We start from the raw sequence: 24,053 nt of genomic DNA, 5'->3' as shown, positions 1-24,053 counted from the left end.
CCAACCGTGAGCGCGAACAACCCTCTTCTGCAGTCCTACGACCTGCCGCCGTTCTCGGCGATCCGTGCCGAGCACGTGCAGCCGGCCATTGAACAGATCCTCGCCGACAACCGCGTTGCGATCGAAGGCATCCTGCAAAGCCAGGGCAAAAATCCGACATGGGCTGGCTTGGTGCTGGCCATGGACGAACTGAATGATCGCCTCGGCGCCGCCTGGAGCCCGGTCAGCCACCTCAATGCCGTGTGTAACAGCGCTGAACTGCGTGAAGCCTACGAGTCGTGCCTGCCGGCGTTGAGCGCCTACTCCACCGAGATGGGCCAGAACCGCGCGCTGTTCCAGGCCTTTGAAGCCCTGGCCAACAGCCCGCAAGCGGCTGGTTTCGACGTGGCGCAAAAAACCATCCTTGAGCACGCCTTGCGTGACTTCCGCCTGTCGGGTATCGATTTGCCGCCTGAGCAGCAAAAGCGCTACGCCGAAGTGCAGAGCAAGCTGTCCGAGCTGGGCAGCAAATTTTCCAACCAACTGTTGGATGCCACCCAAGCCTGGACCAAACACGTCACCGATGAAGCCACCCTCGCTGGTCTGACCGACTCGGCCAAGGCACAAATGGCCGCCGCCGCCCAGGCCAAAGGCCTCGACGGCTGGCTGATTACCCTGGAGTTCCCCAGCTACTACGCGGTGATGACCTACGCTCACGACCGCGCCCTGCGTGAAGAAGTCTACGCGGCCTACTGCACCCGTGCGTCGGACCAAGGCCCGAATGCCGGTAAGAATGATAACGGTCCAGTGATGGAACAGATCCTCGACCTGCGTCAGGAGCTGGCCAAACTGCTGGGCTACGCCTCGTTCTCCGAATTGAGCCTGGCCACCAAAATGGCTGAGTCCAGCGACCAGGTGCTGAGCTTCCTGCGCGACCTGGCCAAGCGCAGCAAGCCATTTGCTGCCCAGGACCTGCAACAGCTCAAGGCTTACGCTGCCGAACAAGGCTGCGCCGACCTGCAAAGCTGGGACAGTGGTTTCTACGGCGAAAAACTCCGTGAGCAACGTTACAGCGTGTCTCAGGAAGCGCTGCGCGCCTACTTCCCAATCGACAAAGTGCTGGGCGGCCTGTTTGCCATCGTGCAACGCCTGTACGGCATTGAGATCGCCGAGCAAAAAGGCTTCGACACCTGGCACCCGGACGTTCGACTGTTTGAAATTAAAGAAAACGGCCAGCACGTTGGCCGCTTCTTCTTTGACCTGTACGCCCGTGCCAACAAGCGTGGCGGTGCCTGGATGGACGGCGCTCGCGACCGTCGCCGCACCATCGATGGCGTGCTGCAAAGCCCAGTGGCCAACTTGGTGTGCAACTTCACCCCGGCTGACAGCGGTAAGCCCGCCCTGCTGACCCACGATGAAGTCACCACCCTGTTCCACGAATTCGGCCACGGCTTGCACCACCTGCTGACCCGTGTCGAGCATGCTGGCGTTTCCGGGATCAACGGCGTGGCCTGGGATGCGGTGGAGTTGCCGAGCCAGTTCATGGAGAACTGGTGCTGGGAGCCGGAAGGCCTGGCGCTTATCTCCGGCCACTATGAAACCGGCGAGCCGCTGCCGCAGGACCTGCTGGAAAAAATGCTTGCTGCGAAGAACTTCCAATCCGGCCTGATGATGGTGCGCCAGCTGGAATTCTCGCTGTTCGACTTCGAACTGCACGCCACCCACGGCGATGGCCGTAGTGCGGCGCAGGTGCTTGAAGGCGTGCGTGATGAAGTCTCGGTGATGCGCCCACCGGCTTACAATCGCTTCCCTAACAGCTTTGCGCACATCTTCGCCGGCGGTTACGCGGCGGGTTACTACAGCTACAAGTGGGCGGAAGTGCTGTCGGCGGATGCCTTTTCCAAGTTTGAAGAAGACGGCGTTCTCAACGCTGAAACCGGCCGTGCATTCCGCGAGGCGATTCTAGCTCGCGGCGGTTCCCAGGCGCCGATGGTGCTGTTCGTCGACTTCCGCGGACGCGCACCGTCGATTGACGCACTCTTGCGCCACAGCGGCCTGAGTGAGGACGCGGCAGCATGAGTGAAGGGCCTGTGATTACTAAAAAGCAATTCATCGCCGGGGCGGTCTGCCCGGCGTGCAGCGAGCCGGACAAGTTGAAAATGTGGACCGAGGACAACGTGCCGCACCGCGAATGTGTGGCCTGCGGTTATACCGACACGTTGAATGACCAAGGTCTGTCGGTGCCCAAGGAATTGGGCACGCGGGTTAATACATCGGCGTTGAAAGCGCCGGACCCGAAGGTGCAGGCGGTGCAGTTCTTCCCCAATCCCAAGCTGAAGAAGGACTGATGCCCACTTAGGGTGTGAGCACTAACTCAGGACCTTTCTTTGGCTCGACACGGCTATTGCCGGCCGTGTTGAGCCAGCTTTTCATCGAGCACAGCGCAAACTCACTGGTGCTGCAGTCGCCGTTGGCCAAGGCGGTGCGCAACTTGTCGATATCGGCCTTCATCATGTAGCGCACACTGTCCTTGAAGCCATTACTGGTGCCGAAACCGCCCAAGGTCATCTCGTTTAGCGCGTCCTCCTTGCTCCACCCTTGGATCACCACACGGTACATCGCCGCCATCAGGCCGGTGCGGTCGGATCCGTGCTTGCAGTGCATTAGCACCGGACCGTTCGCTTGTGCTTCCTGAATAGCTCTTAGTGCTGCCAGCACGTCGGAATCGTCGACGTGGTTGGTGCGATAAGGCAGCTGCACCTGTTTGATATCAGAAGTCTTAAGCCACGCCGCATCAGATTCAGGCAAAAAGTTGATCACCGTACCGACCTTCAGGTTTTCCAGTACAGGTAACGCGCTGCTGCTCGGCAGTGCGCTGCGATACAGCGTGGGCGTCATCTGGTGCAGGTTGAATTGGTCGCCCACAGGCTGGGCCCATTCCGGGGAACGTAGAGAGGAGGTGCCGTCTGCTTGGGCCTGGGCAGTGGAGAACAGTGCCAGGAACGCCATGCCTAGGGCAGGCAGCAATCGAATCTCGAACATGTGCTTTGTGACCGAATAGGTAGTTGGCTGATGGGCCACAGATTCGCCTAGCGGGAGTCAACGCCGCGTGAGGTACTCGTCAAAGGATCGTGAATACCTGGCCTGATCCGGTGTTTTTATCGCCGAATCGGTTCTTCTCAATTCTTAGCCTGCTATCATTTGTAACTATTGTTTGCCAGTGTGTTCTATCCCTTTGGATCCAATTTCTTCGGCAAGCCTTCACGCTGCTCCCAGAAGCGGCTGATAAACCCGTGACCACATGATGAGGTGCACCTATGTCTGATCAAGATCAAGACAACCCCCGGCGTGACTTTTTGCGCAAATCCTTGACCTTGATCCCGGTGGTCACGGTTGCCAGCACTGGCTTTGGTGGCTCGATGCTGATGGCCACGCCGAAGCCGGCCCACGCCGCAGAGGCTAAACCGCCCGTCAGCGATAAAGCTTATGAGCCGAGCTACTTCACCGCCGAAGAGTGGGCATTCATCAATGCGGCCGTCGCCCGCCTGATTCCCGCCGACGCCCAAGGCCCCGGCGCCCTGGAAGCTGGCGTGCCGGAATACATCGACCGCCAGATGAATACACCGTATGCCGCTGGCGCGCTGTGGTTCATGCAAGGCCCGTTCAACGCTGATGCACCGTCAGAGATGGGCTGGCAGAGCAAACTGGTGCCCAAGGACATCTATCGCCTCGGTATTGCCGCGACGCACGCATGGTCGAAGGCGTTCAATGGGAAAGTTTTTGCTGCGCAAGACAGCGCTACCCAGGACGATATGCTGCGACGCATGGAGGCGGGCGGCAGCGAAATGACTGCACATTTCGAGGCGGTGCCGGCGAAGATGTTTTTCAACTTGCTGCTGCAAAACACCAAGGAAGGGTTCTTCTGTGACCCGATCCACGGCGGCAACAAAGGCATGGTTGGCTGGACCATGATCGGCTTCCCCGGCGCTCGCGCCGACTTCATGGACTGGGTGGAACGCAACGAGCAATACCCCTTTCCGGCTGTTTCCATTCGTGGCGAGAGGGCATAAACGTGGCGACCATCATGAAGAAAGTCGATGCGGTGATCGTGGGTTTCGGCTGGACCGGTGCGATCATGGCCAAGGAGCTGACGGAAGCTGGCCTCAACGTGGTAGCGCTGGAGCGCGGCCCGATGCAGGACACGTACCCGGACGGCAACTATCCGCAGGTCATCGACGAACTGACCTACAGTGTGCGTAAAAAACTCTTCCAGGACATTTCCAAAGAGACAGTGACTATTCGCCATAGCGTGAATGACGTCGCCCTGCCCAACCGTCAGTTGGGTGCGTTTCTACCGGGTAATGGCGTGGGCGGCGCAGGGCTGCACTGGTCGGGCGTGCATTTTCGTGTCGACCCTATCGAGTTGCGCATGCGCAGCCATTACGAAGAGCGCTACGGCAAGAACTTCATTCCCAAAGACATGACCATCCAGGACTTCGGCGTGAGTTACGAAGAGCTGGAGCCGTTTTTCGACTACGCGGAAAAAGTCTTCGGCACCTCCGGCCAGGCCTGGACGGTTAAAGGTCAGTTGGTGGGCGAAGGCCGCGGCGGCAACCCGTATGCGCCGGATCGCTCTAACCCGTTTCCGTTGGCGTCGCAGAAAAACACGGTCTCCGCACAGCTGTTTCAGAAAGCGGCTGCCGAGGTCGGTTACAAACCCTACAACCTGCCGTCGGCCAATACCTCGGGGCCTTACACCAACCCCTACGGCGCGCAGATGGGACCGTGCAACTTCTGCGGCTTTTGCAGCGGCTATGTGTGCTACATGTACTCCAAGGCGTCGCCGAACGTAAATATCCTGCCGGCGTTGCGCCAAGTGCCGAACTTCGAGCTGCGGGCCAACTCCCACGTGCTCAAGGTCAACCTCGACAGCACCAAGAGCAAGGCCACGGGCGTGACCTATATTGACGGCCAGGGTCGCGAATGCGAGCAGCCGGCAGACCTGGTGATCATCGGCTCCTTCCAGTTCAACAATGTGCGGTTGATGCTGCTGTCGGGCATTGGCAAGCCCTACGATCCGATTACCAACGAGGGCGTGGTGGGCCGCAACTTTGCCTACCAGAACATGGGCACCATCAAAGCCTTCTTCGACAAGGACACTCACACCAACAACTTCATTGGTGCGGGCGGCAATGGCGTGGCCATTGATGACTTCAACGCGGACAACTTCGACCACGGGCCGCACGGTTTTGTCGGCGGTTCGCCGATGTGGGTCAACCAGGCTGGCAGCCGGCCGATTGCCGGTACGTCCAACCCGCCGGGCACTCCGGCGTGGGGCAGTGCGTGGAAGCGCGCCACCGCCGATTACTACACCCACCAGGTGTCGATGGACTCCCACGGCGCGCATCAATCCTACCGGGGCAACTACCTGGATCTGGACCCGGTGTATCGTGATGCCTACGGCCTGCCATTACTGCGGATGACGTTTGACTGGCAAGAAAACGACATCAAGATGAACCGCTTCATGATGGAGAAGATGGGCAAGGTCGCCGAAGCGATGAACCCCAAGGCGATTGCTGTGCTTGGTAAAAAGGTCGGTGAGCACTTCAACACTGCGGCCTACCAGACCACCCACCTCAACGGCGGCGCGATCATGGGCACTGACCCGAAAACCAGTGCGTTGAACCGCTACCTGCAGAGCTGGGATGTACACAACGTGTTTGTCCCAGGCGCATCGGCTTTCCCACAAGGCTTGGGCTACAACCCTACCGGCCTGGTAGCGGCGTTGACCTACTGGTCGGCGCGGGCGATCCGCGAGCAGTACCTCAAAAACCCCGGCCCACTGGTTCAGGCATAAGGAGCGATGACCATGAAAGCACTCGTTATCGCCTCCCTGGCGCTCTTCAGCAGTTGCTCGGTGAGTGCCGCTGAAACCGACCTGATCAAGCAGGGCGAATACCTGGCCCGCGCCGGTGACTGCGTGGCCTGCCACACCGCCAAGGGGGGCAAGCCCTTCGCTGGCGGCCTGCCGATGGAAACCCCGATCGGCGTGATCTACTCCACCAACATCACCCCGGACAAGGCTGGCCTGGGCGACTACAGCTTCGAAGACTTCGACAAGGCCGTGCGCCATGGCGTCGCCAAGAACGGTAGTACGCTTTACCCGGCGATGCCCTACCCGTCTTACGCGCGTGTCAGCGACAGCGACATGCACGCGTTGTATGCGTACTTCATGAAGGGTGTTGAGCCGGTCGCGCAAGAGAACAAGGACAGCGATATTCCTTGGCCCCTGAGCATGCGCTGGCCTTTGGCCGCCTGGCGCTGGATGTTTGCGCCGACAGTGCAAGAGCATCCGGCACAAGCGGCCACCGATCCGGTGGTCAGCCGTGGCGCGTATCTGGTTGAAGGCCTCGGCCACTGTGGTGCCTGCCACACGCCGCGCGCCCTGACCATGCAGGAAAAAGCCCTGAGTGCCACTGATGGCAACGCCTTCCTGTCCGGCAGCGCGCCGTTGGAAGGCTGGATCGCGAAAAGCCTGCGTGGCGACCACAAGGACGGCCTCGGCAGTTGGAGCGAGGAGCAGTTGGTGCAATTTCTCAAGACCGGCCGCAGTGATCGCAGCGCGGTGTTTGGCGGCATGAGCGATGTGGTGGTGCACAGCATGCAGTACATGTCCCAGGACGACCTGACCGCAATCGCCCGTTACCTCAAAAGCCTGCCGGCGGTGGACCCTAAAGATCAGCCGCACCAGTACGACAAACAGGTGGCCGAGGCGCTGTGGAAAGGCGACGACAGCAAGCCGGGCGCGTCGGTGTACATCGACAACTGCGCGGCCTGCCACCGTACCGACGGCCATGGCTATACGCGGGTGTTCCCGGCGCTGGCGGGTAACCCGGTGTTGCAGACGGCAGATGCTACGTCGCTGATCAACATTGTGTTGAACGGCGGAACCTTGCCAGCCACCCACACGGCACCGTCTACGTTCACCATGCCGGCCTTCGCGTGGCGGTTGTCGGACCAGGAAGTGGCGGATGTGGTCAGTTTCGTGCGTGGCAGTTGGGGCAATAAGGGCGCGCCGGTAAAAGCCAGCGACGTGGCGGACTTGCGCAAGAGTGATAGGCGCACTACTTCGGGCGATGACCTGGGGCAAGTGACGCAAAAGCACTAATCCTGTGCCCGCCGCCAAACGGCACTGGTCATAACGATGACGCCTCTATACTGTACATAAAAACAGTATTGAGGCGTTTTCATGTCTACACCTCTGCCGCCCCGTGGCCGGGGCACGGCTACCAACCTGCATAACCGCTTTGCGCCTACCGTCAGCGTGGCCGAGGACGACGGTTGGTTCCAGGAAGTGCCGCCGACCCAGGGCACTGAAGTGCGTATCGAAACGGCCAAAAGCATCATCACCCGCAATAACTCGCCGGACCTGCCGTTCGACCGCTCGATCAACCCTTATCGCGGCTGCGAGCATGGCTGCATCTACTAGTCGATAAGACACTCACTGGTCTAGCCAGAATTTCACACCACCTCTGAACTTCGAAAATCATACATCCAGTGTCAAAATAGTAGAGAAATGATACCTTCCGGCTTAGGGAAAAGGAGAGTGGATTAGCTATGCGAAGATGGATATATGAAAAATCACAAGCAATATGTTTAGGGTCATTGGCGCTTTATATTCTTATATGGTGCACTGTCTCACACATCGGTGTTCAAGTAACGTATGTATTAGGACCAGTAATTTTGTTTTTTGGTCTAATTGCATATTTTTTTGAACCGTCCGACAAAAGCGACTCATAGGAATAGCGGGAATTAATTAATGAAAATTCTGTTTCGCTCTCTGCTTAAATTTAATTTAAGTGCCTTTTTTGTTTTTTTTGTATTTGGTGTGATTGTTTTTCTAGTTGAGCCTCGCAGCCCCAATCTAAAATTCGCAGTTATACTGGTTTTGATTTTTGCTTGGTTTATATTTGGAAATTTGAAAATAATTTACAAAGAAAGAAAAGCAATTGTCGAATCGTTAAAAAGAGGAAGTATAGAAGTCGCGGCAAGTGCGATAGAGTTTAAAGAAAAAGCCGCTATACGTGCGAAAGAAAAAATGCAGGAAAGGGCTGAAAAAGAAAGTGACTCTTCTACGCCAAGCAGTAAAGATTGAGCGATATTGAATTACCTGATTATGGCTGCATCTACTGCTACGCACGGCCCAGCCATGCCTATTGGGACATGTCGCCGGGGCTGGATTTCGAAACCAAACTGATCGCCAAGACCAATGCCGCCGATGTGCTGGAGCACCAGCTGTCGAAGCCGGGCTATGTATGCGCGCCGATCAACCTGGGCTCCAATACTGACCCGTACCAGCCCATCGAGCGCGAATACAAGATCACTCGGCAAACCCTCGAAGTGCTGCTGCGCTACCGCCACCCAGTGACTATCATCACCAAGGGCTCGCTGATTTTACGCGACCTCGACCTGCTGACCGAGCTGGCCCGGCAACGGCTGGTGGCGGTGATGATCAGCCTTACCAGCCTGGACGACGAGCTCAAGCGCATCCTGGAACCGCGCACGGCGGCGCCCAAGGCGCGGTTGCGGGCGATTCGGGTGATGCGTGAGGCCGGTATCCCGGTGGGCGTGCTGTGCTCGCCGATGATCCCCATGATCAACGACAGTGAGCTGGAAAGTCTGCTGACTGAGGCCCACGCTGCCGGTGCACAAAGTGCAGCCTATATGATGCTGCGCCTGCCGCTGGAGGTGGCGCCGCTGTTCGAGGAGTGGCTGGCGGCGCATTACCCGCAGCGTGCGGCCCATGTGATGAGCCTGGTGCGCCAGGTGCGCGGTGGTGAGGTGTACGACAGCCGCTTCGGTGTGCGCATGCGGGGTGAGGGTCCGTTCGCCGATCTGTTGGCGCAACGCTTCAGCAAGGCGATCAAGCGCTTGGGGCTTAATCGTCGAGGAGAGTTTAATCTGGATTGCACAGCGTTTTGCCCACCGGGCAGGCAGATGGCATTGTTGTAGACTAATGAGGAAAAGCGCGGCATTTCTGTAGGAATAATCGCGTTTTGACATCAATGAAACCATTGATCTAGAGCGGTTCATTCAGGTTGAGTTAAGTTTCGGCGGTTACCTTGTTCAACGAGTGACTGGCGGGTCGAAGATTCGGTCTTAGGTGTTTTACGATCACTGACCTAGCGCCGAATTGCCCTGAACACTCTCCCTGCATTAATCAAGAGGATGAATCATGAGTGACAAGGATAAACAGCCGTTGGCTGCGTCGGCTTCAGCCTCTCACGAGGCGGAGTCCGCCGATGCAGCGCTAAAGCACATTGTTGACGGCTTTTTGCATTTCCATCACGACGTCTTCCCTGAGCAGGAAGCACTCTTCAAGAAACTCGCCACGGCCCAGAGCCCACGGGCGATGTTCATCACCTGCGCCGATTCGCGCATCGTGCCGGAGCTGATCACCCAAAGCTCCCCCGGCGACCTGTTCGTGACGCGTAACGTCGGCAACGTGGTGCCGCCCTACGGCCAGATGAACGGTGGTGTTTCCACAGCGATCGAGTACGCCGTACTCGCTTTAGGTGTGCAGCACATCATCGTGTGCGGGCATTCCGATTGCGGTGCCATGCGCGCGGTACTCAACCCCCAGAGTCTGGAAAAAATGCCGACGGTGCGGGCTTGGCTGCGCCACGCCGAAGTCGCCAAGTCCATGGTTGAGGACAACTGCGACTGCGCCAATGAAGGTGAGAGCATGAAGGTGTTGACCGAAGAAAACGTCATCGCCCAGTTGCAGCACTTGCGCACCCACCCTTCCGTGGCTTCGCGCATGGCCAACGGTCAGTTGTTTATCCATGGTTGGATCTACAACATCGAGACCAGTGAAATCCGCGCTTACGATGCGGATCAAGCGGCGTTCAGACCGCTGAGCGGTGACGGGCCAATCCCTTGCGCGACGCCTAAAGCGCGCTTCTAAAACACTTCCCTGCCGGGTAATGCGGTGGCTGCCATGGACGCAGCCAGGCTTTGCCGCGCCCGGCGAATGCCTCGGGAGAGTCATCATGCGTGCTGCTCAATTGAAAGCTGTATTGCCGCGGGAGCTGCTCGCCTCCGTGGTTGTGTTTCTGGTTGCCTTGCCCTTGTGCATGGGCATCGCGATTGCTTCCGGTATGCCGCCGGCCAAAGGGCTGCTCACCGGGATTATCGGTGGCTTGGTGGTGGGCTGGCTGGCAGGTTCGCCGCTGCAAGTCAGCGGCCCTGCGGCCGGCTTGGCGGTGTTGGTATTCGAGCTGGTGCGCCAGCACGGGATGATGATGCTCGGGCCGATCCTGCTGTTGGCGGGGCTCCTGCAACTGGTGGCTGGGCGTTTACGCCTGGGCTGCTGGTTCCGTGTTACGGCGCCGGCGGTGGTGTACGGCATGTTGGCGGGGATCGGCGTGTTGATTGTGCTGTCCCAAGTGCATGTGATGCTCGACGGCGCACCCAAGCCTTCGGGGCTGGATAACCTGGCGGGCTTCCCGGCGGCAGTTATCGAGGCGATTCCAACCCTCGGCGGTGGTCTTGGCTGGCAAGCCGGGTTGCTCGGCCTATCGACGATGCTGGTGATGTACCTGTGGGATAAATTCCGTCCGCAAAAACTGCGCTTCGTGCCCGGTGCCTTGTTGGGCGTGGGGTTGGCGACGGTCACCAGTCTGGTGCTGGCGTTGCAGGTCAAACGCGTGGAAGTTCCGGAAAACCTCGCCGATGCTATCGACTGGCTGCGCCCCGCCGACCTGCTGAATCTGGCCGATCCGCAGCTGTTGATCGCTGCGTTCGCCGTGGCGTTTATCGCGAGCGCTGAAACCCTGCTATCTGCCGCAGCGGTTGACCGCATGCACAGCGGCCAGCGCTCTGACTTCGACAAGGAGTTGTCAGCTCAAGGCGTGGGCAACATGCTCTGCGGTTTGGTGGGCGCCCTGCCGATGACCGGCGTGATTGTGCGCAGTTCGGCCAATGTGCAGGCCGGCGCCACCACGCGGTTGTCAGCGATGTTCCATGGCCTGTGGCTTCTGGGATTTGTGCTGTTGCTGTCGAGTGTGCTGCAAAGCATTCCGGTGGCGAGCCTGGCGGGTGTGCTGGTGTACACCGGGATCAAGTTGGTGGACGTGAAGGCGTTCCGGGCGTTGGGCCGCTATGGGCGGATGCCGATGTTCACCTATGCCGCGACGGCGCTGGCGATCATCTTTACCGACCTGCTCACCGGCGTGCTGGTGGGCTTCGGGCTGACATTGTTAAAGCTGGCCTTCAAGGCTTCGCGACTGAAAGTCAGCCTGATCGACCTGCCCCAGGACGGTGAGATGGAGTTGCGCTTGACCGGTGCGGCGACCTTTTTGAAAGTCCCGGCGCTGACCCAGGTGCTGTCGACAGTGCCTGCGGGGACCACGTTGCATGTGCCGCTGAGTAACCTGAGTTACATCGACCATTCGTGCCTGGAGTTGCTCGAGGAATGGGGCCGTGCCAATGCGGCCAAAGGTTCGACGCTGGTGATTGAGGCGCGGGGGTTGAAGCGCCGGTTGGAAGGCCGGGTGCGTACGACGGTGGGAATCGGTTCGGCGCCTGCCTGAACACCACAAAATACTGTGGGAGCCGGGCAAGCCCGGCTCCCACAGTCGTTCCATGTTCGCTGGGAAAATTAGGCTGGCTGATCCAGCGTCAACTCAACGCCCAACTGTCGCGACAGGCACGGCCAGCGCTTCCACGCCGCTTCCGTTTCCGGGCTTTTCAGCTGTTCGCGATACGCCTCGACCGACTCCAGTGCAAAGCTATCTTCGTTGAGCATCTCATCTACCGCCAAGTGCACGGCTTCATCCAGCTGGTTGGCGAATGCTTCGCCGATCAGTTGATGAGCAATCAAGTTGGCCACGGTGGTGTCCGCCGGAATCAGCGGTTGGCCGAAATGCTTGATATACAGATCGTTGACCTCCTCCACTAAACGGTGAGCCAGGTAAGCCTCATCCAGCAGGCCGTCGAGGCCTTCGTGGCCGGCGAGGATCGCGGGCGGTTGCAGGAAAAAATGCTCGGCGATTTTCAGCACCGGTTTGATCTGGCTTTCGATGCCGGCTTCGCGGGCTACGTCATTGGCGGCTTCCAGCAAGTCTGGGACGAGCTCGATGTAGGCGGTAACAAAACGGGTCATGACAATGTTGCGATCACCGTCAGCCAGGGAGATGGCTGAATGCAGGTGCGGCAATTGTTTTTCCAGTTGCTCGGCAAGCTGGCCGGTGCTGGCTTCGTGTTGATGGGCACGGGAAATCTGCTCGCGCAATGCGGCGGTGTTCATGAAAGCTCCAGTGAAACAGGCGTAGGAAAAGGGAAGTGACAAGGTAGCTCGTTTATACGAGAGCCTAAGACGCGTTTGTCATAATTATTTCATGGTTATGCGCATGCGTTATATCGATTTGCCATCGTTCGTCGGATAAACGTTTGCGGCCCCGTATTTATTAGGTCCGCCTGTCTGTTTTTGCTCATTTGCTCCTGCACATTGCGGGGTTGGTGCGGCTGTCTATACTCGGTTTTGTACGCAATTAGCTGATGACGCCCAACTGCATGACGCAGGCAAGGCTTGGCGGTTGTAAGCAGTATGGAAGCCGCTCCCTTCGCCGCAGGTGCAAACCGGCGGGATAACAAGAAACATAAAGGGGAACCCGCAATGACGCGACATCCACACGTTTGGATGGGCCTACTGTTGTGGTCAGTATTCGGTCAGGCGTACGCCGCCTGGACAACGAATATGACGCCAGGGGCTACTGAAGTCAGTCACGCCGTGTTTGACCTGCACATGACCATTTTCTGGATCTGTGTGGTGATCGGCATTGTCGTGTTTGGCGCGATGTTCTGGTCAATGATCTTGCACCGTCGGTCCACGGGCCAGGTGGCGGCCAAGTTTCACGAAAGCACCACCGTGGAAATCCTCTGGACCGTGGTGCCGTTGCTGATCCTCGTGGCCATGGCCATTCCGGCCACCAAGACCCTGATCAACATCTACGACAGCACCGAGTCGGATATCGACATTCAGGTCACCGGCTACCAGTGGAAGTGGCATTACAAATACCTGGGCCAGGACGTGGAGTTCTTCAGCAACCTGGCCACACCCGCCGAGCAGATCCATAACCAGGCCACCAAGGGCGAGCACTACTTGCTCGAAGTCGACCAGCCGCTGGTGCTGCCAGTGGGCGCCAAGGTGCGTTTCCTGGTGACGGCCGCTGATGTGATCCACTCCTGGTGGGTGCCGGCCTTTGCAGTCAAGCGCGACGCCATCCCCGGCTTCGTCAACGAGGCGTGGACTCGGGTCGAGAAACCTGGCATCTACCGTGGCCAGTGCGCTGAGCTGTGCGGTAAAGACCATGGGTTCATGCCCATCGTGGTCGAGGTCAAATCCAAGGCCGACTACGACACCTGGCTCGGCGAGCGCAAGGTAGAAGCCGCCAAGCTCAAGGAATTGACTTCCAAAGAGTGGACGCTCGAAGAGCTGGTGGCCCGTGGCGACAAGGTCTACCACACCACCTGCGTGGCCTGTCACCAGGCCGAGGGCCAGGGCCTGCCGCCGATGTTCCCGGCACTCAAAGGCTCGCCAATTGCCACCGGCGCCAAAGAAGACCACCTGCACCGCGTGTACTTCGGCAAGCCCGGCACCGCCATGGCGGCGTTCGGCAAACAGCTGTCGGAAGTCGATATGGCCGCCGTGGTCACCTACGAGCGCAACGCCTGGGGCAACAACAAAGGCGATATGGTCACGCCCAAAGACGTGCTGGCTCTGAAACAGGCGGAAAGCAAATGACTGCCTCAACTGCGTATGCCCTGAACCGCACAGCCCATTCCTTTACAGGAGAACGGCCATGAGCACTGTGATCGACCATGGTCATGCCGACCATGCCCACGGCCCCGCCAAAGGCCTGATGCGCTGGGTGCTGACCACCAACCACAAAGACATCGGCACGATGTACCTGTGGTTCGCCTTCACCATGTTCCTGCTCGGCGGCTCGTTCGCCATGGTGATACGTGCCGAGCTGTTCCAGCCCGGCCTGCAAATCGTGCAACCGGCGTTCTTCAACCAGATGACCACCATGCACGGCCTGATCATGGTGTTCGGTGCGGTCATGCCGGCCTTTGTCGGCCTGGCCAACTGGATGATCCCGCTGATGATCGGCGCGCCGGACATGGCCCTGCCGCGCATGAACAACTTCAGCTTCTGGCTGCTGCCGGCGGCGTTCCTGCTGCTGGTCTCGACGCTGTTCACTCCCGGCGGCGGGCCGAATTTCGGCTGGACCTTCTATGCCCCGCTTTCCACCACCTACGCGCCGGAAAGCGTGACGTTCTTCATCTTTGCCATCCACCTGATGGGCATCAGTTCGATCATGGGCGCGATCAACGTGGTCGCCACCATCCTCAACCTGCGCGCACCCGGCATGACTCTGATGAAGATGCCGCTGTTCGTCTGGACCTGGCTGATCACCGCGTTCCTGCTGATTGCAGTGATGCCGGTACTGGCCGGGTGCGTAACCATGATGCTGATGGACATTCACTTCGGCACCAGCTTCTTCAGTGCGGCCGGCGGCGGTGACCCGGTGCTGTTCCAGCATGTGTTCTGGTTTTTCGGACACCCCGAGGTGTACATCATGATCCTGCCGGCCTTCGGCGCCGTCAGCTCGATCATCCCGACCTTCTCGCGCAAGCCGCTGTTCGGCTACACCTCAATGGTCTACGCGACCGCGAGCATCGCGTTCCTGTCGTTCATCGTATGGGCGCACCACATGTTTGTGGTCGGCATTCCCTTGGTGGGCGAGCTGTTCTTCATGTACGCCACGCTGCTGATCGCCGTGCCGACGGGCGTGAAGGTGTTCAACTGGGTGAGCACCATGTGGCAAGGCTCGCTGACCTTCGAGACGCCGATGCTGTTTGCCGTGGCCTTCGTGATCCTGTTCACCATCGGTGGCTTCTCCGGGCTGATGCTGGCGATTGCCCCGGCGGACTTCCAGTACCACGACACCTACTTTGTGGTGGCGCACTTCCATTACGTACTGGTGCCCGGCGCGATCTTCGGCATCTTCGCCTCGGCCTACTACTGGCTGCCGAAATGGACCGGCCACATGTACGACGAAACCCTGGGCAAGCTGCACTTCTGGCTGTCTTTCGTGGGCATGAACATGGCGTTCTTCCCGATGCACTTCGTGGGGTTGGCCGGCATGCCGCGCCGGGTGCCGGACTACAACCTGCAGTTCGCCGACTTCAACATGGTCTCCTCGATTGGCGCGTTCATGTTCGGCGCTACACAGATCTTTTTCCTGTTCATCGTGATCAAGTGCATCCGTGGCGGCCCGCCGGCGCCGGCCAAGCCGTGGGATGGCGCCGAAGGCCTGGAATGGAGTGTTCCTTCGCCCGCGCCGTATCACACATTTACGACGCCGCCGGAGGTCAAGTGAACGCTTTGTCGCGCGGTGAACACTCTCAGTGTGGGAGCGGGCTTGCTCGCGAAAGCGGTGTGTCAGTCGCCGCAAAAGTTGTCTGGCCTACCGCCTTCGCGAGCAAGCCCGCTCCCACATTGACCGCGTTCGCCTTGGGTGAGCGCCATGCTTGAGTCCGTGCCCATCAAACGCCTGGTCACCCGTCTGCTGATCCTGGTGGTGGCGATGTTCGCCTTCGGCTTCGCCCTGGTGCCGATCTACGACGTGATGTGCAAGGCGTTCGGCATCAACGGCAAGACCGCCGTGCAGTACGAGGGTGAGCAGATGGTCGACCCTACGCGCCAAGTGCGCGTGCAGTTTATGTCCACCAATGCCATCGACATGGTCTGGGAATTCCACTCCAAGGCCGATGAGGTGGTGGTCAACCCCGGTGCGGTCACCGAGATGCTGTTCGTGGCCTACAACCCCACTGATAAACCCATGACCGCCCAGGCCGTACCGAGTATTTCCCCAGCCGAAGCGGCGATGTATTTCCACAAGACCGAATGTTTTTGCTTCACCCAGCAAGTGCTGCAGCCAGGGCAGCGCATTGAAATGCCGGTGCGTTTTATTGTCGACCGCGACATGCCCAAGGAGGTGAAGCATTTGACTCTGGCGTACACGCTGTTTGATATCACTGCGCGCCAACCACCGGTAGCCGTCCATACCGGCGGCTAGCTACTGTTTGCCCCCTCAATCAGGAGAGCGAATACATGTCGTCTCATGATACGTACTACGTACCAGCGCAAAGTAAATGGCCCATAATTGCGACGTTGGGCATGCTCACCACCGTGTACGGTTTGGCGGTGTGGTTCAACGATTTGAAGGCGGCACGCCCGGAATCCCACGGCCCGTGGATCTTTTTCGTCGGTGGCCTGCTGTTGGCCTACATGCTGTTCGGCTGGTTCGGCGCGGTGATCAAGGAAAGTCGTGCCGGTTTGTACAGCCCGCAGATGGACCGCTCGTTTCGCTGGGGCATGAGCTGGTTCATCTTTTCCGAGGTGATGTTCTTTATCGCCTTCTTCGGCGCGCTGTTTTATGTGCGGCACATGTCGGCGCCGTGGCTGGCGGGTGAAGGCTCCAAAGGCGTCGCCCATATGCTGTGGCCAAACTTCGAGTTCGCCTGGCCGCTGCTCAACAACCCGGACCCCAAACTGTACCCCGCGCCGGAGGGCACCATCAGCCCGTGGGGCCTGCCGCTGGTCAATACCATCCTGCTGGTGAGTTCCAGTGTGACCATCACCCTCGCCCACCATGCTTTGCGCAAAGGCCATCGCGGTGCGCTGAAAATCTGGCTGGCGATCACGGTACTGCTGGGGCTGGCGTTTCTCGGGTTCCAGGCTGAGGAATATATCCACGCCTATAAAGAACTGGGCCTGACCCTCGGCTCGGGCGTGTACGGCGCGACCTTCTTCATGCTCACCGGCTTTCACGGCGCCCACGTGACCATCGGCACCATCATTCTGTTTGTGATGCTGATGCGCATCTTGAAGGGGCACTTTAATGCAGAGCACCAGTTCGGGTTCGAAGCGGCCAGTTGGTATTGGCACTTTGTGGATGTGGTGTGGATCGGCCTGTTTTTCTTCGTTTATGTGCTGTGAGGCGCCTTACCACGGAGCATGAGACACCAGCTGGCCGCTGAGAAAGCCCCAGGCGATCAAGCCCACGGTGATCGCGGCCAGCACGACACGCACGGTCAAGGCAGTGACGAGGCGGTTGGAGTTGCCCTCGTCCTTGACCAGAAAGAACAAGCCACTGAACAGGCTTGCGACAGTCGCGATCAGCATCAGGGCAATGGCTGCTTTGAGCATGGTCAGGTTCCATTCGGATGGGCGGGCAATGAAAACCAGTATAGCCAGCGCCATAAAAGACTTTCGCCCAGGGCTCGCACCCACGTTGGTGGTGCTGGTGCTGCTGCCGTTGATGGTGGGCCTGGGGTTCTGGCAATTAGCCCGCGGCCATGAAAAACAGCTGCTAGTGGACAGCTACGCCGAGCGGCGCGTGGCCGAGCCCATCAGCAGCATGCAGCTCAATGACATGGCCGACCCGGCCTTTCGCCGCGTGCGCCTGCGTGGCCAGTTCGACGCCGAGCACAGCGTATTGCTCGATAATCGCATGCGCGATGGCAAGGCCGGTGTCGAGCTGCTGCAACCCTTTCACGACCAGGCCAGCGGCCTGTGGCTGCTGCTCAACCGCGGCTGGCTGCCGTGGCCGGACCGACGCACCCCGCCGGTCTTCAGCACACCCGAGCAACCGTTGAATCTCGACGCCTGGGTGTACGTCGCCCCCGGCGAAACCTTCCAGTTGCACGCCGACCCCGCGACCACGCAATGGCCGCGTCTGCTCACCGCGCTGCACCCCGGCGCCCTCTGGGCTGAATTGGGCCGCGGCGGCTTTGCCTACGAGCTGCGCGCCGAACCCGGCCCCGGAACCTACGACACCACCTGGCCGGTCGTCGCCATGGGCCCGGAAAAACACGTGGGCTACGCCGTGCAGTGGTTCGCCATGTCGTTGGCGCTGCTGGCGCTTTACCTCTACCTCGGATGGCACAACAAAAAGGAGAAGTCCCATGGGAGCGGCCATGAATCCACCCAGCACGTCTGAGGCGCCCGACCGACGCAAAGGCCGCTGGCAACTGATTTTGATTTTGATGATGGTGATCGGCCCGATGGCGCTGGCCACCTTCATGTACAAACTGCAGTTCTGGGTGCCGGACAACCGCAGCTACCACGGCGAAATGATCGGCAATGGCCAGACCCGCGCCGACATCGGCGTGCAGGCCGATGAAGACCGCTGGCAGTTGCTGGTCACCGCGCCCACCGCCTGCGCCACCGAGTGCCAACAACTGGTGTACCTGGCGCGCCAGCTGCAAATCAGCCTGGGCCGCGATGCCTCCCGCGCCAGCCATGCCCTGGCCAGCGCGCAACCGGTCAGCACGGAATACGAGGCCAAGCTCAAGGCCGAATACCCGCAACTGCAACGCTACTCGCTGGACCTGTCGACCTTCAGCAAAGACGCCGCCGCGCCCGGCGAGGCACAACTGTGGATCGTCGACCCGCACGGCAACCTGGTGTTGCGCTACAACGCCAAGGTCAAGGGCAAGGACTTGCTCAACGACCTGCGCCTGCTGCTGAAACTGTCGAACATCGGATAAGGGCATCGTCATGGCCAAACCTGGATTTCGCCTCGCGTTGTTTGCCACCTTGCTGGCGCTGATTGTTGTGCTGCTCGGCGCCTATACGCGCCTGACCCACGCGGGGCTCGGTTGCCCCGACTGGCCGGGCTGCTACGGCTTTATCAGCGTGCCGCAAAGCGAAGCCCAACTGGCGCATGCCGAGCTGCATTTCCCGGACACGCCGGTGGAGGCCGACAAGGGTTGGGCGGAGATGACCCACCGCTATTTTGCCGGCACCTTGGGTGTGCTGATCGTGCTGCTGGCGGCGCGTTCGTGGAGCCATCGGCGTGATCCAGGCCAGCCGGTGAAGTTGCCGTTGTTCCTGTTGGCGGTGGTGTTTGCCCAGGCAGCGTTCGGTATGTGGACGGTGACGTTGAAGCTGTGGCCGCAAGTGGTCACGGGCCATCTGCTCGGCGGTTTTGCCACCTTGAGCTTGTTGTTTCTGCTAACCCTGCGCCTGTCCGGCGTGCTGCCCGCGTTGATCGTGCCCAAGCGTCTGCAATATTGGGCAACCGCCGGGTTGGTGTTGGTGATCGGCCAGATCGCGCTGGGCGGCTGGGTCAGTTCCAACTATGCGGCGGTGGCCTGTATCGACTTGCCCACCTGCCATGGCGAATGGTGGCCAGCGGCGGACTTTGCCAATGGTTTTCACCTCACCCAACATATTGGTCCCAATTACCTCGGCGGGCAGCTCGACAGTGAAGCGCGCACGGCCATTCACCTGACCCACCGGATCGGCGCGGTAGTGGTCACGCTGGTGCTGTTGGGCCTGGCCTGGCAGCTTCGCGCCGTGGGCATGACCCGGCTCGCGGGCTTGTTGCTGACTGCGCTGGCGGCACAAATCTGCCTGGGCGTGAGCAACGTCTACTTTCACCTGCCACTGCCGGTCGCAGTCGGCCATAACGCTGGCGGTGCGGCGTTGCTGCTGACGCTCGTGCTGGTCAATTACCACGCGCGCACCAGCTTGGTCCGGGTGCGCCATCAGTTGCCGTTCGGCTGGCGCTTCATTCCACGCAAACACGTATCGGGCCTCATCACCCTTAAAGGAGAGATGCCATGGCGACCTTGATCGGCGCGCGTCACGATCAGGCGATCTGGCGGGACTATTTGGAGCTGACCAAGCCGAAAGTGGTGGTGCTGATGCTGATCACCTCGCTGGCGGGCATGTTCCTCGCGACCCGCGCCGGCGTGCCGTGGGCGGTGCTGATTTTCGGCAACTTGGGCATTGCCCTGTGTGCCGGTGGCGCGGCGGCGGTCAACCATGTGGTGGATCGGCGCATTGATGCAGTCATGGCGCGCACGCATAAACGGCCGATAGCAGAGGGGCGCGTGTCCCCGGTGGCGGCCCTGGCCTTTGCTTTGTTTCTGGCTGTTGCAGGCTTGGCCCTGCTACTGGCGTTTACCAACCCCTTGGCGGCGTGGCTGACGCTGGCCTCGCTGCTCGGTTATGCGGTGATCTACACCGGCTTTCTCAAGCGTGCGACGCCGCAAAATATTGTCATCGGGGGCCTCGCCGGTGCCGCACCACCCCTGTTGGGCTGGGTCGCGGTTACCGGGCATGTAAGCGCCGAGCCGCTGCTGCTGGTGTTGATCATCTTCGCCTGGACCCCGCCACACTTCTGGGCCCTGGCTATTCACCGCAAGGAGGAATACGCCAAGGCCGACATCCCGATGCTGCCGGTCACCCACGGCGAGCATTACACCAAGGTGCATATCCTGCTCTACACCTTCGCCCTGTTTGCGGTGAGCCTCATGCCGTATGTGATCCATATGAGCGGTTTACTCTACCTGGCGTGTGCGTTGGTTTTGGGCGGACGCTTTCTGCAATGGGCCTGGGTGCTGTACCGTGGCAGCAAGCCGCACGCGGCGATCAGTACGTTCAAGTACTCTATCTGGTACTTGTTCCTGCTGTTTATCGCCCTGCTCGTAGACCACTACTTACTGTTGAACCTATGACTCGAACTCAAAAAACCGTCTTTATCCTGGTGGCCATCGTCGCGTTGATCATGGGCCTGACCGTTAACAAAGTGCTCAGCGGCAGAGGCCAGGGCGATCCCACTGCGCTGATCGACGCCGGCATCATCCTGCTGCCGCAAAGCCGCCAGCTGCCGCCAGTGACCATGACAAACCAGAACGGCGAGCCGGTGGTGGTCAACGAGTTGAAAGGCAAATGGAGCCTGCTGTTCTTCGGCTACACCTTCTGCCCCGACATCTGCCCGACCACCCTCGCCCAGCTGCGCCAGATTAAGAGCGAACTGCCTAAAGAGGCTGTGGATAAGTTGCAAGTGATCCTGGTCAGCGTCGACCCGAACCGCGACACTCCGGCTCAGCTCAAGCAATACCTTGGCTACTTCGACCCGCAATTCGAAGGCCTGACCGGCGCGAATGTGGACGATGTGCAGAAGGTGTCGAATGCGGTGAGCATTCCGTTCATTCCGGCGGATACCAGCAAGCCCAACTACACCGTCGACCACAGCGGCAACCTGGCGCTGATCGGGCCGGATGGTACGCAGCGTGGGTTTATTCGTGCGCCGTTGAACAACCAGAAGCTGGTGGCGCAGTTGCCGGGGTTGTTGCAGCGCAAGTAACAGGCAACACAAAAAAATGTGGGAGCGGGCTTGCTCGCGAAGACGGTGGTTCAGTCACCGAGATTTGGTGACCGGCCCTCCGCTATCGCGAGCAAGCCCGCTCCCACATTTTTGATCTTCAGTGTGTTGAAGGTCGAGTTTGATCAGAACGCCGGCAGAATCGCGCCTTTGTACTTCTCAAGAATGAACGCTTTGACTTCAGGCGTGTGCAGGGCTGCTACCAGCTTCTTCACGGCGTCCGAGTCTTTGTTGTCGTCGCGGGTCACCAGGATGTTCACGTAAGGCGAGTCATTGCCTTCGATTACCAGAGCGTCCTTGGACGGGTCCAGTTTGGCTTCCAGCGCGTAGTTGGTGTTGATCAGTGCCAGGTCGACCTGGGTCAGCACGCGCGGCAGGGTGGCGGCTTCCAGTTCGCGGAATTTCAGGTTTTTCGGGTTGCCGGTGATGTCTTTGATGGTCGACAGGATGTTAGTCGGGTCCTTCAGGGTGATCAGGTTGTGCTTGGCCAGCAGCAGCAATGCGCGGCCGCCGTTGGTGGCGTCGTTCGGGATCACCACGTTGGCACCATCAGGCAGGTCTTCCAGCTTTTTGTACTTGCTGGAGTAAGCGCCCAGTGGCTCCAGGTGCACAGCGGCGACGCTCACCAGGTGAGTGCCTTTGGTTTTGTTGAACTCATTCAGGTACGGCTGGTGCTGGAAGAAGTTAGCGTCCAGGCGCTTTTCAGCCACCTGGACGTTTGGCTGCACGTAGTCGGTGAAAACTTTGACCTGCAAATCCACACCTTCTTTTGCGAGTGCAGGCTTCACGAATTCGAGGATTTGCGCGTGGGGCACAGGCGATGCAGCGACTGTAATAGTCTCGGCAGCATGGGCGGAAAACGCGGCAACGGCAGCGAAAGCAACCAGTAGTTTTTTCATCCAACAAGCTCCTTGTTCGGGCATGTGCCGGCGGGGGCCGGCAATGGCCGTTATTTTCGAGAATAGTGTGTCACCAGCTTGTCGCCGATGGTTTGCAGAATTTGTACCAGTACAATCAACATGACGACGGTGACGACCATGACATCATCCTGGAAACGCTGGTATCCATAACGGATTGCCAGGTCACCCAACCCACCGGCACCCACCACACCTGCCATGGCGGTGTAGCCCACCAGGGCAATCGCGGTGACGGTAATTGCAGCAATGATGCCGGGCTTTGCCTCGGGCAGCAGCGCCTTGACGATGATCTGCCGCGTGGTGGCGCCCATGGCTTGGGTCGCTTCGATGATGCCGCGATCCACCTCGCGCAAGGCGGTTTCCACCAGCCGTGCGAAGAACGTCGAAGCGCCTACCACCAACGGTGGAATCGCGCCGGCCACGCCAAGCGAAGTGCCTGTGATAAAGATCGTAGTAGGGATCATCACAATCAGCAGGATGATAAACGGCAGAGAGCGTATCGCGTTGACGATGAAGGCCAGGACGCCATAGGTGGCTTTCTGCTCGAGCAACTGACGTGGGCTGAACAGGAACAGCAGAATGCCCAGCGGCAGGCCCACCAGAATGGTGAAAAACAGCGAAGTGCTGAGCATCAGCAGGGTGTCGCCCGTGGCAACCCAGATATCAGCCCAGTCAACGTTGTCGAAATAATGCAGTAACACGTCCATTAACGCAGGACCTCCATGTGCACATCGGCCGCAGTGAAGCGGGCGAACGCCGCTTCCATGTCACCGCCGGTGATGGCCAGGGTCAGTTGCCCGTAGGGGGTATCTTTGATGTGGTCGATTCGACCGGCAAGGATGCTGTAGTCCACCCCCGTTTCGCGGGCGACGGTGCCCAGCAGCGGCGCGTAAGTCGATTCGCCCTGGAACGTCAGGCGTACGATGCGCCCCGGCACATGGGCAAACACGTCATGCTGCTCGCCTTCGTCGACCTGCTCGGCTTCTTGCACGAAGCGCTTGGTGGTCGGGTGCTTGGGGTGCAGGAACACATCGGTCACCGAGCCTTGCTCGACGATCACGCCAGCATCCATCACGGCCACTTGGTCGCACACGCGGCGGATCACGTCCATCTCATGGGTGATCAGCACGATGGTCAGTTTCAGCTCGCGGTTAATCTCTGCCAGCAGTTTCAGCACCGAGGCGGTGGTTTGCGGGTCGAGGGCACTGGTGGCTTCGTCGCACAGCAAAATCTTTGGCTTGGTCGCCAGGGCGCGGGCGATGCCGACGCGTTGCTTCTGGCCACCGGACAACTGCGCCGGGTACTTCTTGGCGTGGTCCGACAGGCCGACACGGGCGAGCAGCTCAGCCACGCGTTGGTCGATTTCTTTGCGCGACAGTTCGCCGGCCAGGGTCAGCGGCAGCGCCACATTGTCGGCGACGGTCTTGGAGGCGAGCAGGTTGAAGTGCTGGAAGATCATCCCGACTTGCTGACGGAAACGGCGCAGGCCGTTGGCGTCGAGTGCGGTGACTTCTTCACCGTCGACATTGATCTGACCGCCGCTTGGCTGTTCTAAACGATTGATCAGACGCAGCAGGGTACTTTTTCCCGCGCCGGAATGGCCAATGAGACCGAACACCTGGCCGTTTTCGACGCGCAGGCTGGTGGGGTGCAGGGCGGGGATTTCCTTACCGGCGACGCGGTAGGTTTTATGGACGTTATGAAACTCGATCACGTAGCGAACCTTGTGGGGCGCATTGAAAAGGGATCAGCGGTTAGCCGGGCGCGCATTTTAGCCTGTCCGTATAGTGTTCCTTAGCATTTATTTCGCATTCAACCAGCGATTTGGCAATAACGCGATCAAAGGTCATAAAAAAGGAACGGTGCAAAACAGTGTCAGTCACTACTTAAGCAACTCAATTTCCCA

At 59.5% G+C, this 24,053-nt stretch carries 23 protein-coding genes and 2 pseudogenes; 19 read left to right on the top strand and 6 right to left on the bottom strand.

From position 1 onward, the window contains the following. Positions 1 to 6: 6 nt before the first annotated feature. Positions 7 to 2,058: an oligopeptidase A gene (gene prlC, locus FW764_RS05735; RefSeq protein WP_446433137.1), complete on the top strand. Its 2,052-nt coding sequence runs from the start codon at positions 7 to 9 to the stop codon at positions 2,056 to 2,058. Further along, complete coding sequence (locus FW764_RS05730; RefSeq protein ID WP_065902760.1) at positions 2,055 to 2,327, top strand: YheV family putative zinc ribbon protein; 273 nt, start codon at positions 2,055 to 2,057, stop codon at positions 2,325 to 2,327. Before prlC ends, FW764_RS05730 begins: the two co-directional genes overlap by 4 nt. Before the next feature lie 7 nt (positions 2,328 to 2,334). Here FW764_RS05730 and FW764_RS05725 read toward each other — a convergent pair whose 3' ends face one another. Continuing rightward, positions 2,335 to 3,021, bottom strand: coding sequence for a dual specificity protein phosphatase family protein (locus FW764_RS05725; protein ID WP_446433136.1), 687 nt, complete (start codon positions 3,019 to 3,021; stop codon positions 2,335 to 2,337). 275 nt (positions 3,022 to 3,296) lie between these two features. Here FW764_RS05725 and FW764_RS05720 point away from each other — a divergent pair, with 275 nt between their 5' ends. The 8 genes and pseudogenes from FW764_RS05720 to FW764_RS05685 all read left to right on the top strand — a co-directional run bounded on the left by FW764_RS05720 (position 3,297) and on the right by FW764_RS05685 (position 11,573). Further along, positions 3,297 to 4,049 carry a gluconate 2-dehydrogenase subunit 3 family protein gene (locus FW764_RS05720; protein WP_446433135.1) on the top strand — a complete coding sequence of 251 codons (753 nt, stop codon included), beginning with the start codon at positions 3,297 to 3,299 and terminating at the stop codon, positions 4,047 to 4,049. 2 nt (positions 4,050 to 4,051) lie between these two features. Then, entirely contained in the window at positions 4,052 to 5,836 is a 1,785-nt protein-coding gene (locus tag FW764_RS05715; RefSeq protein WP_446433134.1) for a GMC family oxidoreductase, read from the top strand. A gap of 12 nt (positions 5,837 to 5,848) precedes the next feature. Next, positions 5,849 to 7,147, top strand: a complete 1,299-nt coding sequence (locus FW764_RS05710) for a c-type cytochrome (protein ID WP_446433133.1) — start codon at positions 5,849 to 5,851, stop codon at positions 7,145 to 7,147. Positions 7,148 to 7,228: 81 nt separating this feature from the next. Continuing rightward, a pseudogene (locus FW764_RS05705) lies at positions 7,229 to 7,465 on the top strand (PA0069 family radical SAM protein); the annotation flags it as partial. A gap of 333 nt (positions 7,466 to 7,798) precedes the next feature. Next, positions 7,799 to 8,134, top strand: a complete 336-nt coding sequence (locus FW764_RS05700; protein ID WP_446433132.1) for a hypothetical protein — start codon at positions 7,799 to 7,801, stop codon at positions 8,132 to 8,134. Between the two features lie 17 nt (positions 8,135 to 8,151). Beyond that, a pseudogene (locus tag FW764_RS05695) lies at positions 8,152 to 8,991 on the top strand (PA0069 family radical SAM protein); the annotation flags it as partial. A gap of 223 nt (positions 8,992 to 9,214) precedes the next feature. Further along, positions 9,215 to 9,946: a carbonic anhydrase gene (locus tag FW764_RS05690; RefSeq protein WP_083355943.1), complete on the top strand. Its 732-nt coding sequence runs from the start codon at positions 9,215 to 9,217 to the stop codon at positions 9,944 to 9,946. Between the two features lie 85 nt (positions 9,947 to 10,031). Beyond that, entirely contained in the window at positions 10,032 to 11,573 is a 1,542-nt protein-coding gene (locus tag FW764_RS05685) for a SulP family inorganic anion transporter (protein WP_446433131.1), read from the top strand. A gap of 68 nt (positions 11,574 to 11,641) precedes the next feature. On the opposite strand, the gene FW764_RS05680 is transcribed toward FW764_RS05685, so the two are convergent. Further along, entirely contained in the window at positions 11,642 to 12,289 is a 648-nt protein-coding gene (locus FW764_RS05680; protein WP_446433130.1) for a hypothetical protein, read from the bottom strand. A 369-nt stretch (positions 12,290 to 12,658) separates the two neighbouring features. On the opposite strand from FW764_RS05680, the gene coxB reads away from it, so the two are divergent. The 4 genes from coxB to FW764_RS05660 all read left to right on the top strand — a co-directional run bounded on the left by coxB (position 12,659) and on the right by FW764_RS05660 (position 17,050). Further along, positions 12,659 to 13,786, top strand: coding sequence for a cytochrome c oxidase subunit II (coxB, locus tag FW764_RS05675; RefSeq protein WP_446433129.1), 1,128 nt, complete (start codon positions 12,659 to 12,661; stop codon positions 13,784 to 13,786). A gap of 58 nt (positions 13,787 to 13,844) precedes the next feature. Then, positions 13,845 to 15,428 (top strand): cytochrome c oxidase subunit I, encoded by a 1,584-nt coding sequence (gene ctaD, locus FW764_RS05670; protein ID WP_003187339.1) that lies wholly within the window; start codon positions 13,845 to 13,847, stop codon positions 15,426 to 15,428. A 147-nt stretch (positions 15,429 to 15,575) separates the two neighbouring features. Further along, positions 15,576 to 16,127, top strand: coding sequence for a cytochrome c oxidase assembly protein (locus FW764_RS05665; protein WP_446433128.1), 552 nt, complete (start codon positions 15,576 to 15,578; stop codon positions 16,125 to 16,127). A 35-nt stretch (positions 16,128 to 16,162) separates the two neighbouring features. Beyond that, entirely contained in the window at positions 16,163 to 17,050 is an 888-nt protein-coding gene (locus FW764_RS05660; protein WP_446433127.1) for a cytochrome c oxidase subunit 3, read from the top strand. Between the two features lie 6 nt (positions 17,051 to 17,056). On the opposite strand, the gene FW764_RS05655 is transcribed toward FW764_RS05660, so the two are convergent. Continuing rightward, positions 17,057 to 17,260 (bottom strand): twin transmembrane helix small protein, encoded by a 204-nt coding sequence (locus tag FW764_RS05655; RefSeq protein ID WP_446433126.1) that lies wholly within the window; start codon positions 17,258 to 17,260, stop codon positions 17,057 to 17,059. A 28-nt stretch (positions 17,261 to 17,288) separates the two neighbouring features. Between FW764_RS05655 and FW764_RS05650 the strand changes: the two genes are divergently transcribed. Genes FW764_RS05650 through FW764_RS05630 form a run of 5 tightly spaced genes read left to right on the top strand, consistent with a single transcriptional unit; the run spans position 17,289 to position 21,212 of the window. Then, the gene (locus tag FW764_RS05650; RefSeq protein WP_446433125.1) at positions 17,289 to 18,053 is read left to right on the top strand and encodes an SURF1 family protein; all 765 of its coding nucleotides are present in this window, start codon (positions 17,289 to 17,291) and stop codon (positions 18,051 to 18,053) included. After that, complete coding sequence (locus tag FW764_RS05645) at positions 18,019 to 18,603, top strand: hypothetical protein (RefSeq protein ID WP_446433124.1); 585 nt, start codon at positions 18,019 to 18,021, stop codon at positions 18,601 to 18,603. The genes FW764_RS05650 and FW764_RS05645 overlap by 35 nt, the downstream gene beginning before the upstream one ends. Positions 18,604 to 18,613: 10 nt before the next feature. After that, a complete protein-coding gene (locus FW764_RS05640; RefSeq protein WP_446433123.1) occupies positions 18,614 to 19,693 on the top strand; it encodes a COX15/CtaA family protein in 1,080 nt (359 codons plus the stop codon). Further along, the gene (cyoE, locus tag FW764_RS05635; RefSeq protein ID WP_446433122.1) at positions 19,681 to 20,580 is read left to right on the top strand and encodes a heme o synthase; all 900 of its coding nucleotides are present in this window, start codon (positions 19,681 to 19,683) and stop codon (positions 20,578 to 20,580) included. The genes FW764_RS05640 and cyoE overlap by 13 nt, the downstream gene beginning before the upstream one ends. Next, on the top strand, positions 20,577 to 21,212 hold the full coding sequence (locus tag FW764_RS05630; RefSeq protein ID WP_446433121.1) for an SCO family protein: 636 nt from the start codon (positions 20,577 to 20,579) through the stop codon (positions 21,210 to 21,212). The genes cyoE and FW764_RS05630 overlap by 4 nt, the downstream gene beginning before the upstream one ends. A 143-nt stretch (positions 21,213 to 21,355) precedes the next feature. On the opposite strand, the gene FW764_RS05625 is transcribed toward FW764_RS05630, so the two are convergent. Genes FW764_RS05625 through FW764_RS05615 form a run of 3 tightly spaced genes read right to left on the bottom strand, consistent with a single transcriptional unit; the run spans position 21,356 to position 23,861 of the window. Continuing rightward, a complete protein-coding gene (locus FW764_RS05625; protein WP_446433120.1) occupies positions 21,356 to 22,129 on the bottom strand; it encodes a MetQ/NlpA family ABC transporter substrate-binding protein in 774 nt (257 codons plus the stop codon). 50 nt (positions 22,130 to 22,179) lie between these two features. Then, positions 22,180 to 22,854 (bottom strand): methionine ABC transporter permease, encoded by a 675-nt coding sequence (locus FW764_RS05620; RefSeq protein ID WP_446433119.1) that lies wholly within the window; start codon positions 22,852 to 22,854, stop codon positions 22,180 to 22,182. Next, positions 22,854 to 23,861, bottom strand: coding sequence for a methionine ABC transporter ATP-binding protein (locus tag FW764_RS05615; RefSeq protein ID WP_446433118.1), 1,008 nt, complete (start codon positions 23,859 to 23,861; stop codon positions 22,854 to 22,856). Before FW764_RS05615 ends, FW764_RS05620 begins: the two co-directional genes overlap by 1 nt. Positions 23,862 to 24,053: the final 192 nt, after the last annotated feature.

Source organism: Pseudomonas sp. 1152_12, assembly GCF_052850675.1.
The sequence above is the reverse complement of the archived record's forward strand: the minus strand, read 5'-3'. Positions and strand labels throughout refer to the sequence as shown.

Coding starts and splice junctions, on each gene's coding strand:
- FW764_RS05730 (WP_065902760.1), top strand. CDS start 2,055: ATGAGTGAAGGGCCTGTGATTACTAAAAAGCAATTCATCGCCGGGGCG.
- FW764_RS05725 (WP_446433136.1), bottom strand. CDS start 3,021: ATGTTCGAGATTCGATTGCTGCCTGCCCTAGGCATGGCGTTCCTGGCA.
- FW764_RS05720 (WP_446433135.1), top strand. CDS start 3,297: ATGTCTGATCAAGATCAAGACAACCCCCGGCGTGACTTTTTGCGCAAA.
- FW764_RS05710 (WP_446433133.1), top strand. CDS start 5,849: ATGAAAGCACTCGTTATCGCCTCCCTGGCGCTCTTCAGCAGTTGCTCG.
- FW764_RS05700 (WP_446433132.1), top strand. CDS start 7,799: ATGAAAATTCTGTTTCGCTCTCTGCTTAAATTTAATTTAAGTGCCTTT.
- FW764_RS05690 (WP_083355943.1), top strand. CDS start 9,215: ATGAGTGACAAGGATAAACAGCCGTTGGCTGCGTCGGCTTCAGCCTCT.
- FW764_RS05685 (WP_446433131.1), top strand. CDS start 10,032: ATGCGTGCTGCTCAATTGAAAGCTGTATTGCCGCGGGAGCTGCTCGCC.
- FW764_RS05680 (WP_446433130.1), bottom strand. CDS start 12,289: ATGAACACCGCCGCATTGCGCGAGCAGATTTCCCGTGCCCATCAACAC.
- coxB (WP_446433129.1), top strand. CDS start 12,659: ATGACGCGACATCCACACGTTTGGATGGGCCTACTGTTGTGGTCAGTA.
- ctaD (WP_003187339.1), top strand. CDS start 13,845: ATGAGCACTGTGATCGACCATGGTCATGCCGACCATGCCCACGGCCCC.
- FW764_RS05665 (WP_446433128.1), top strand. CDS start 15,576: ATGCTTGAGTCCGTGCCCATCAAACGCCTGGTCACCCGTCTGCTGATC.
- FW764_RS05660 (WP_446433127.1), top strand. CDS start 16,163: ATGTCGTCTCATGATACGTACTACGTACCAGCGCAAAGTAAATGGCCC.
- FW764_RS05655 (WP_446433126.1), bottom strand. CDS start 17,260: ATGCTCAAAGCAGCCATTGCCCTGATGCTGATCGCGACTGTCGCAAGC.
- FW764_RS05650 (WP_446433125.1), top strand. CDS start 17,289: ATGAAAACCAGTATAGCCAGCGCCATAAAAGACTTTCGCCCAGGGCTC.
- FW764_RS05645 (WP_446433124.1), top strand. CDS start 18,019: ATGGGAGCGGCCATGAATCCACCCAGCACGTCTGAGGCGCCCGACCGA.
- FW764_RS05640 (WP_446433123.1), top strand. CDS start 18,614: ATGGCCAAACCTGGATTTCGCCTCGCGTTGTTTGCCACCTTGCTGGCG.
- cyoE (WP_446433122.1), top strand. CDS start 19,681: ATGGCGACCTTGATCGGCGCGCGTCACGATCAGGCGATCTGGCGGGAC.
- FW764_RS05630 (WP_446433121.1), top strand. CDS start 20,577: ATGACTCGAACTCAAAAAACCGTCTTTATCCTGGTGGCCATCGTCGCG.
- FW764_RS05625 (WP_446433120.1), bottom strand. CDS start 22,129: ATGAAAAAACTACTGGTTGCTTTCGCTGCCGTTGCCGCGTTTTCCGCC.
- FW764_RS05620 (WP_446433119.1), bottom strand. CDS start 22,854: ATGGACGTGTTACTGCATTATTTCGACAACGTTGACTGGGCTGATATC.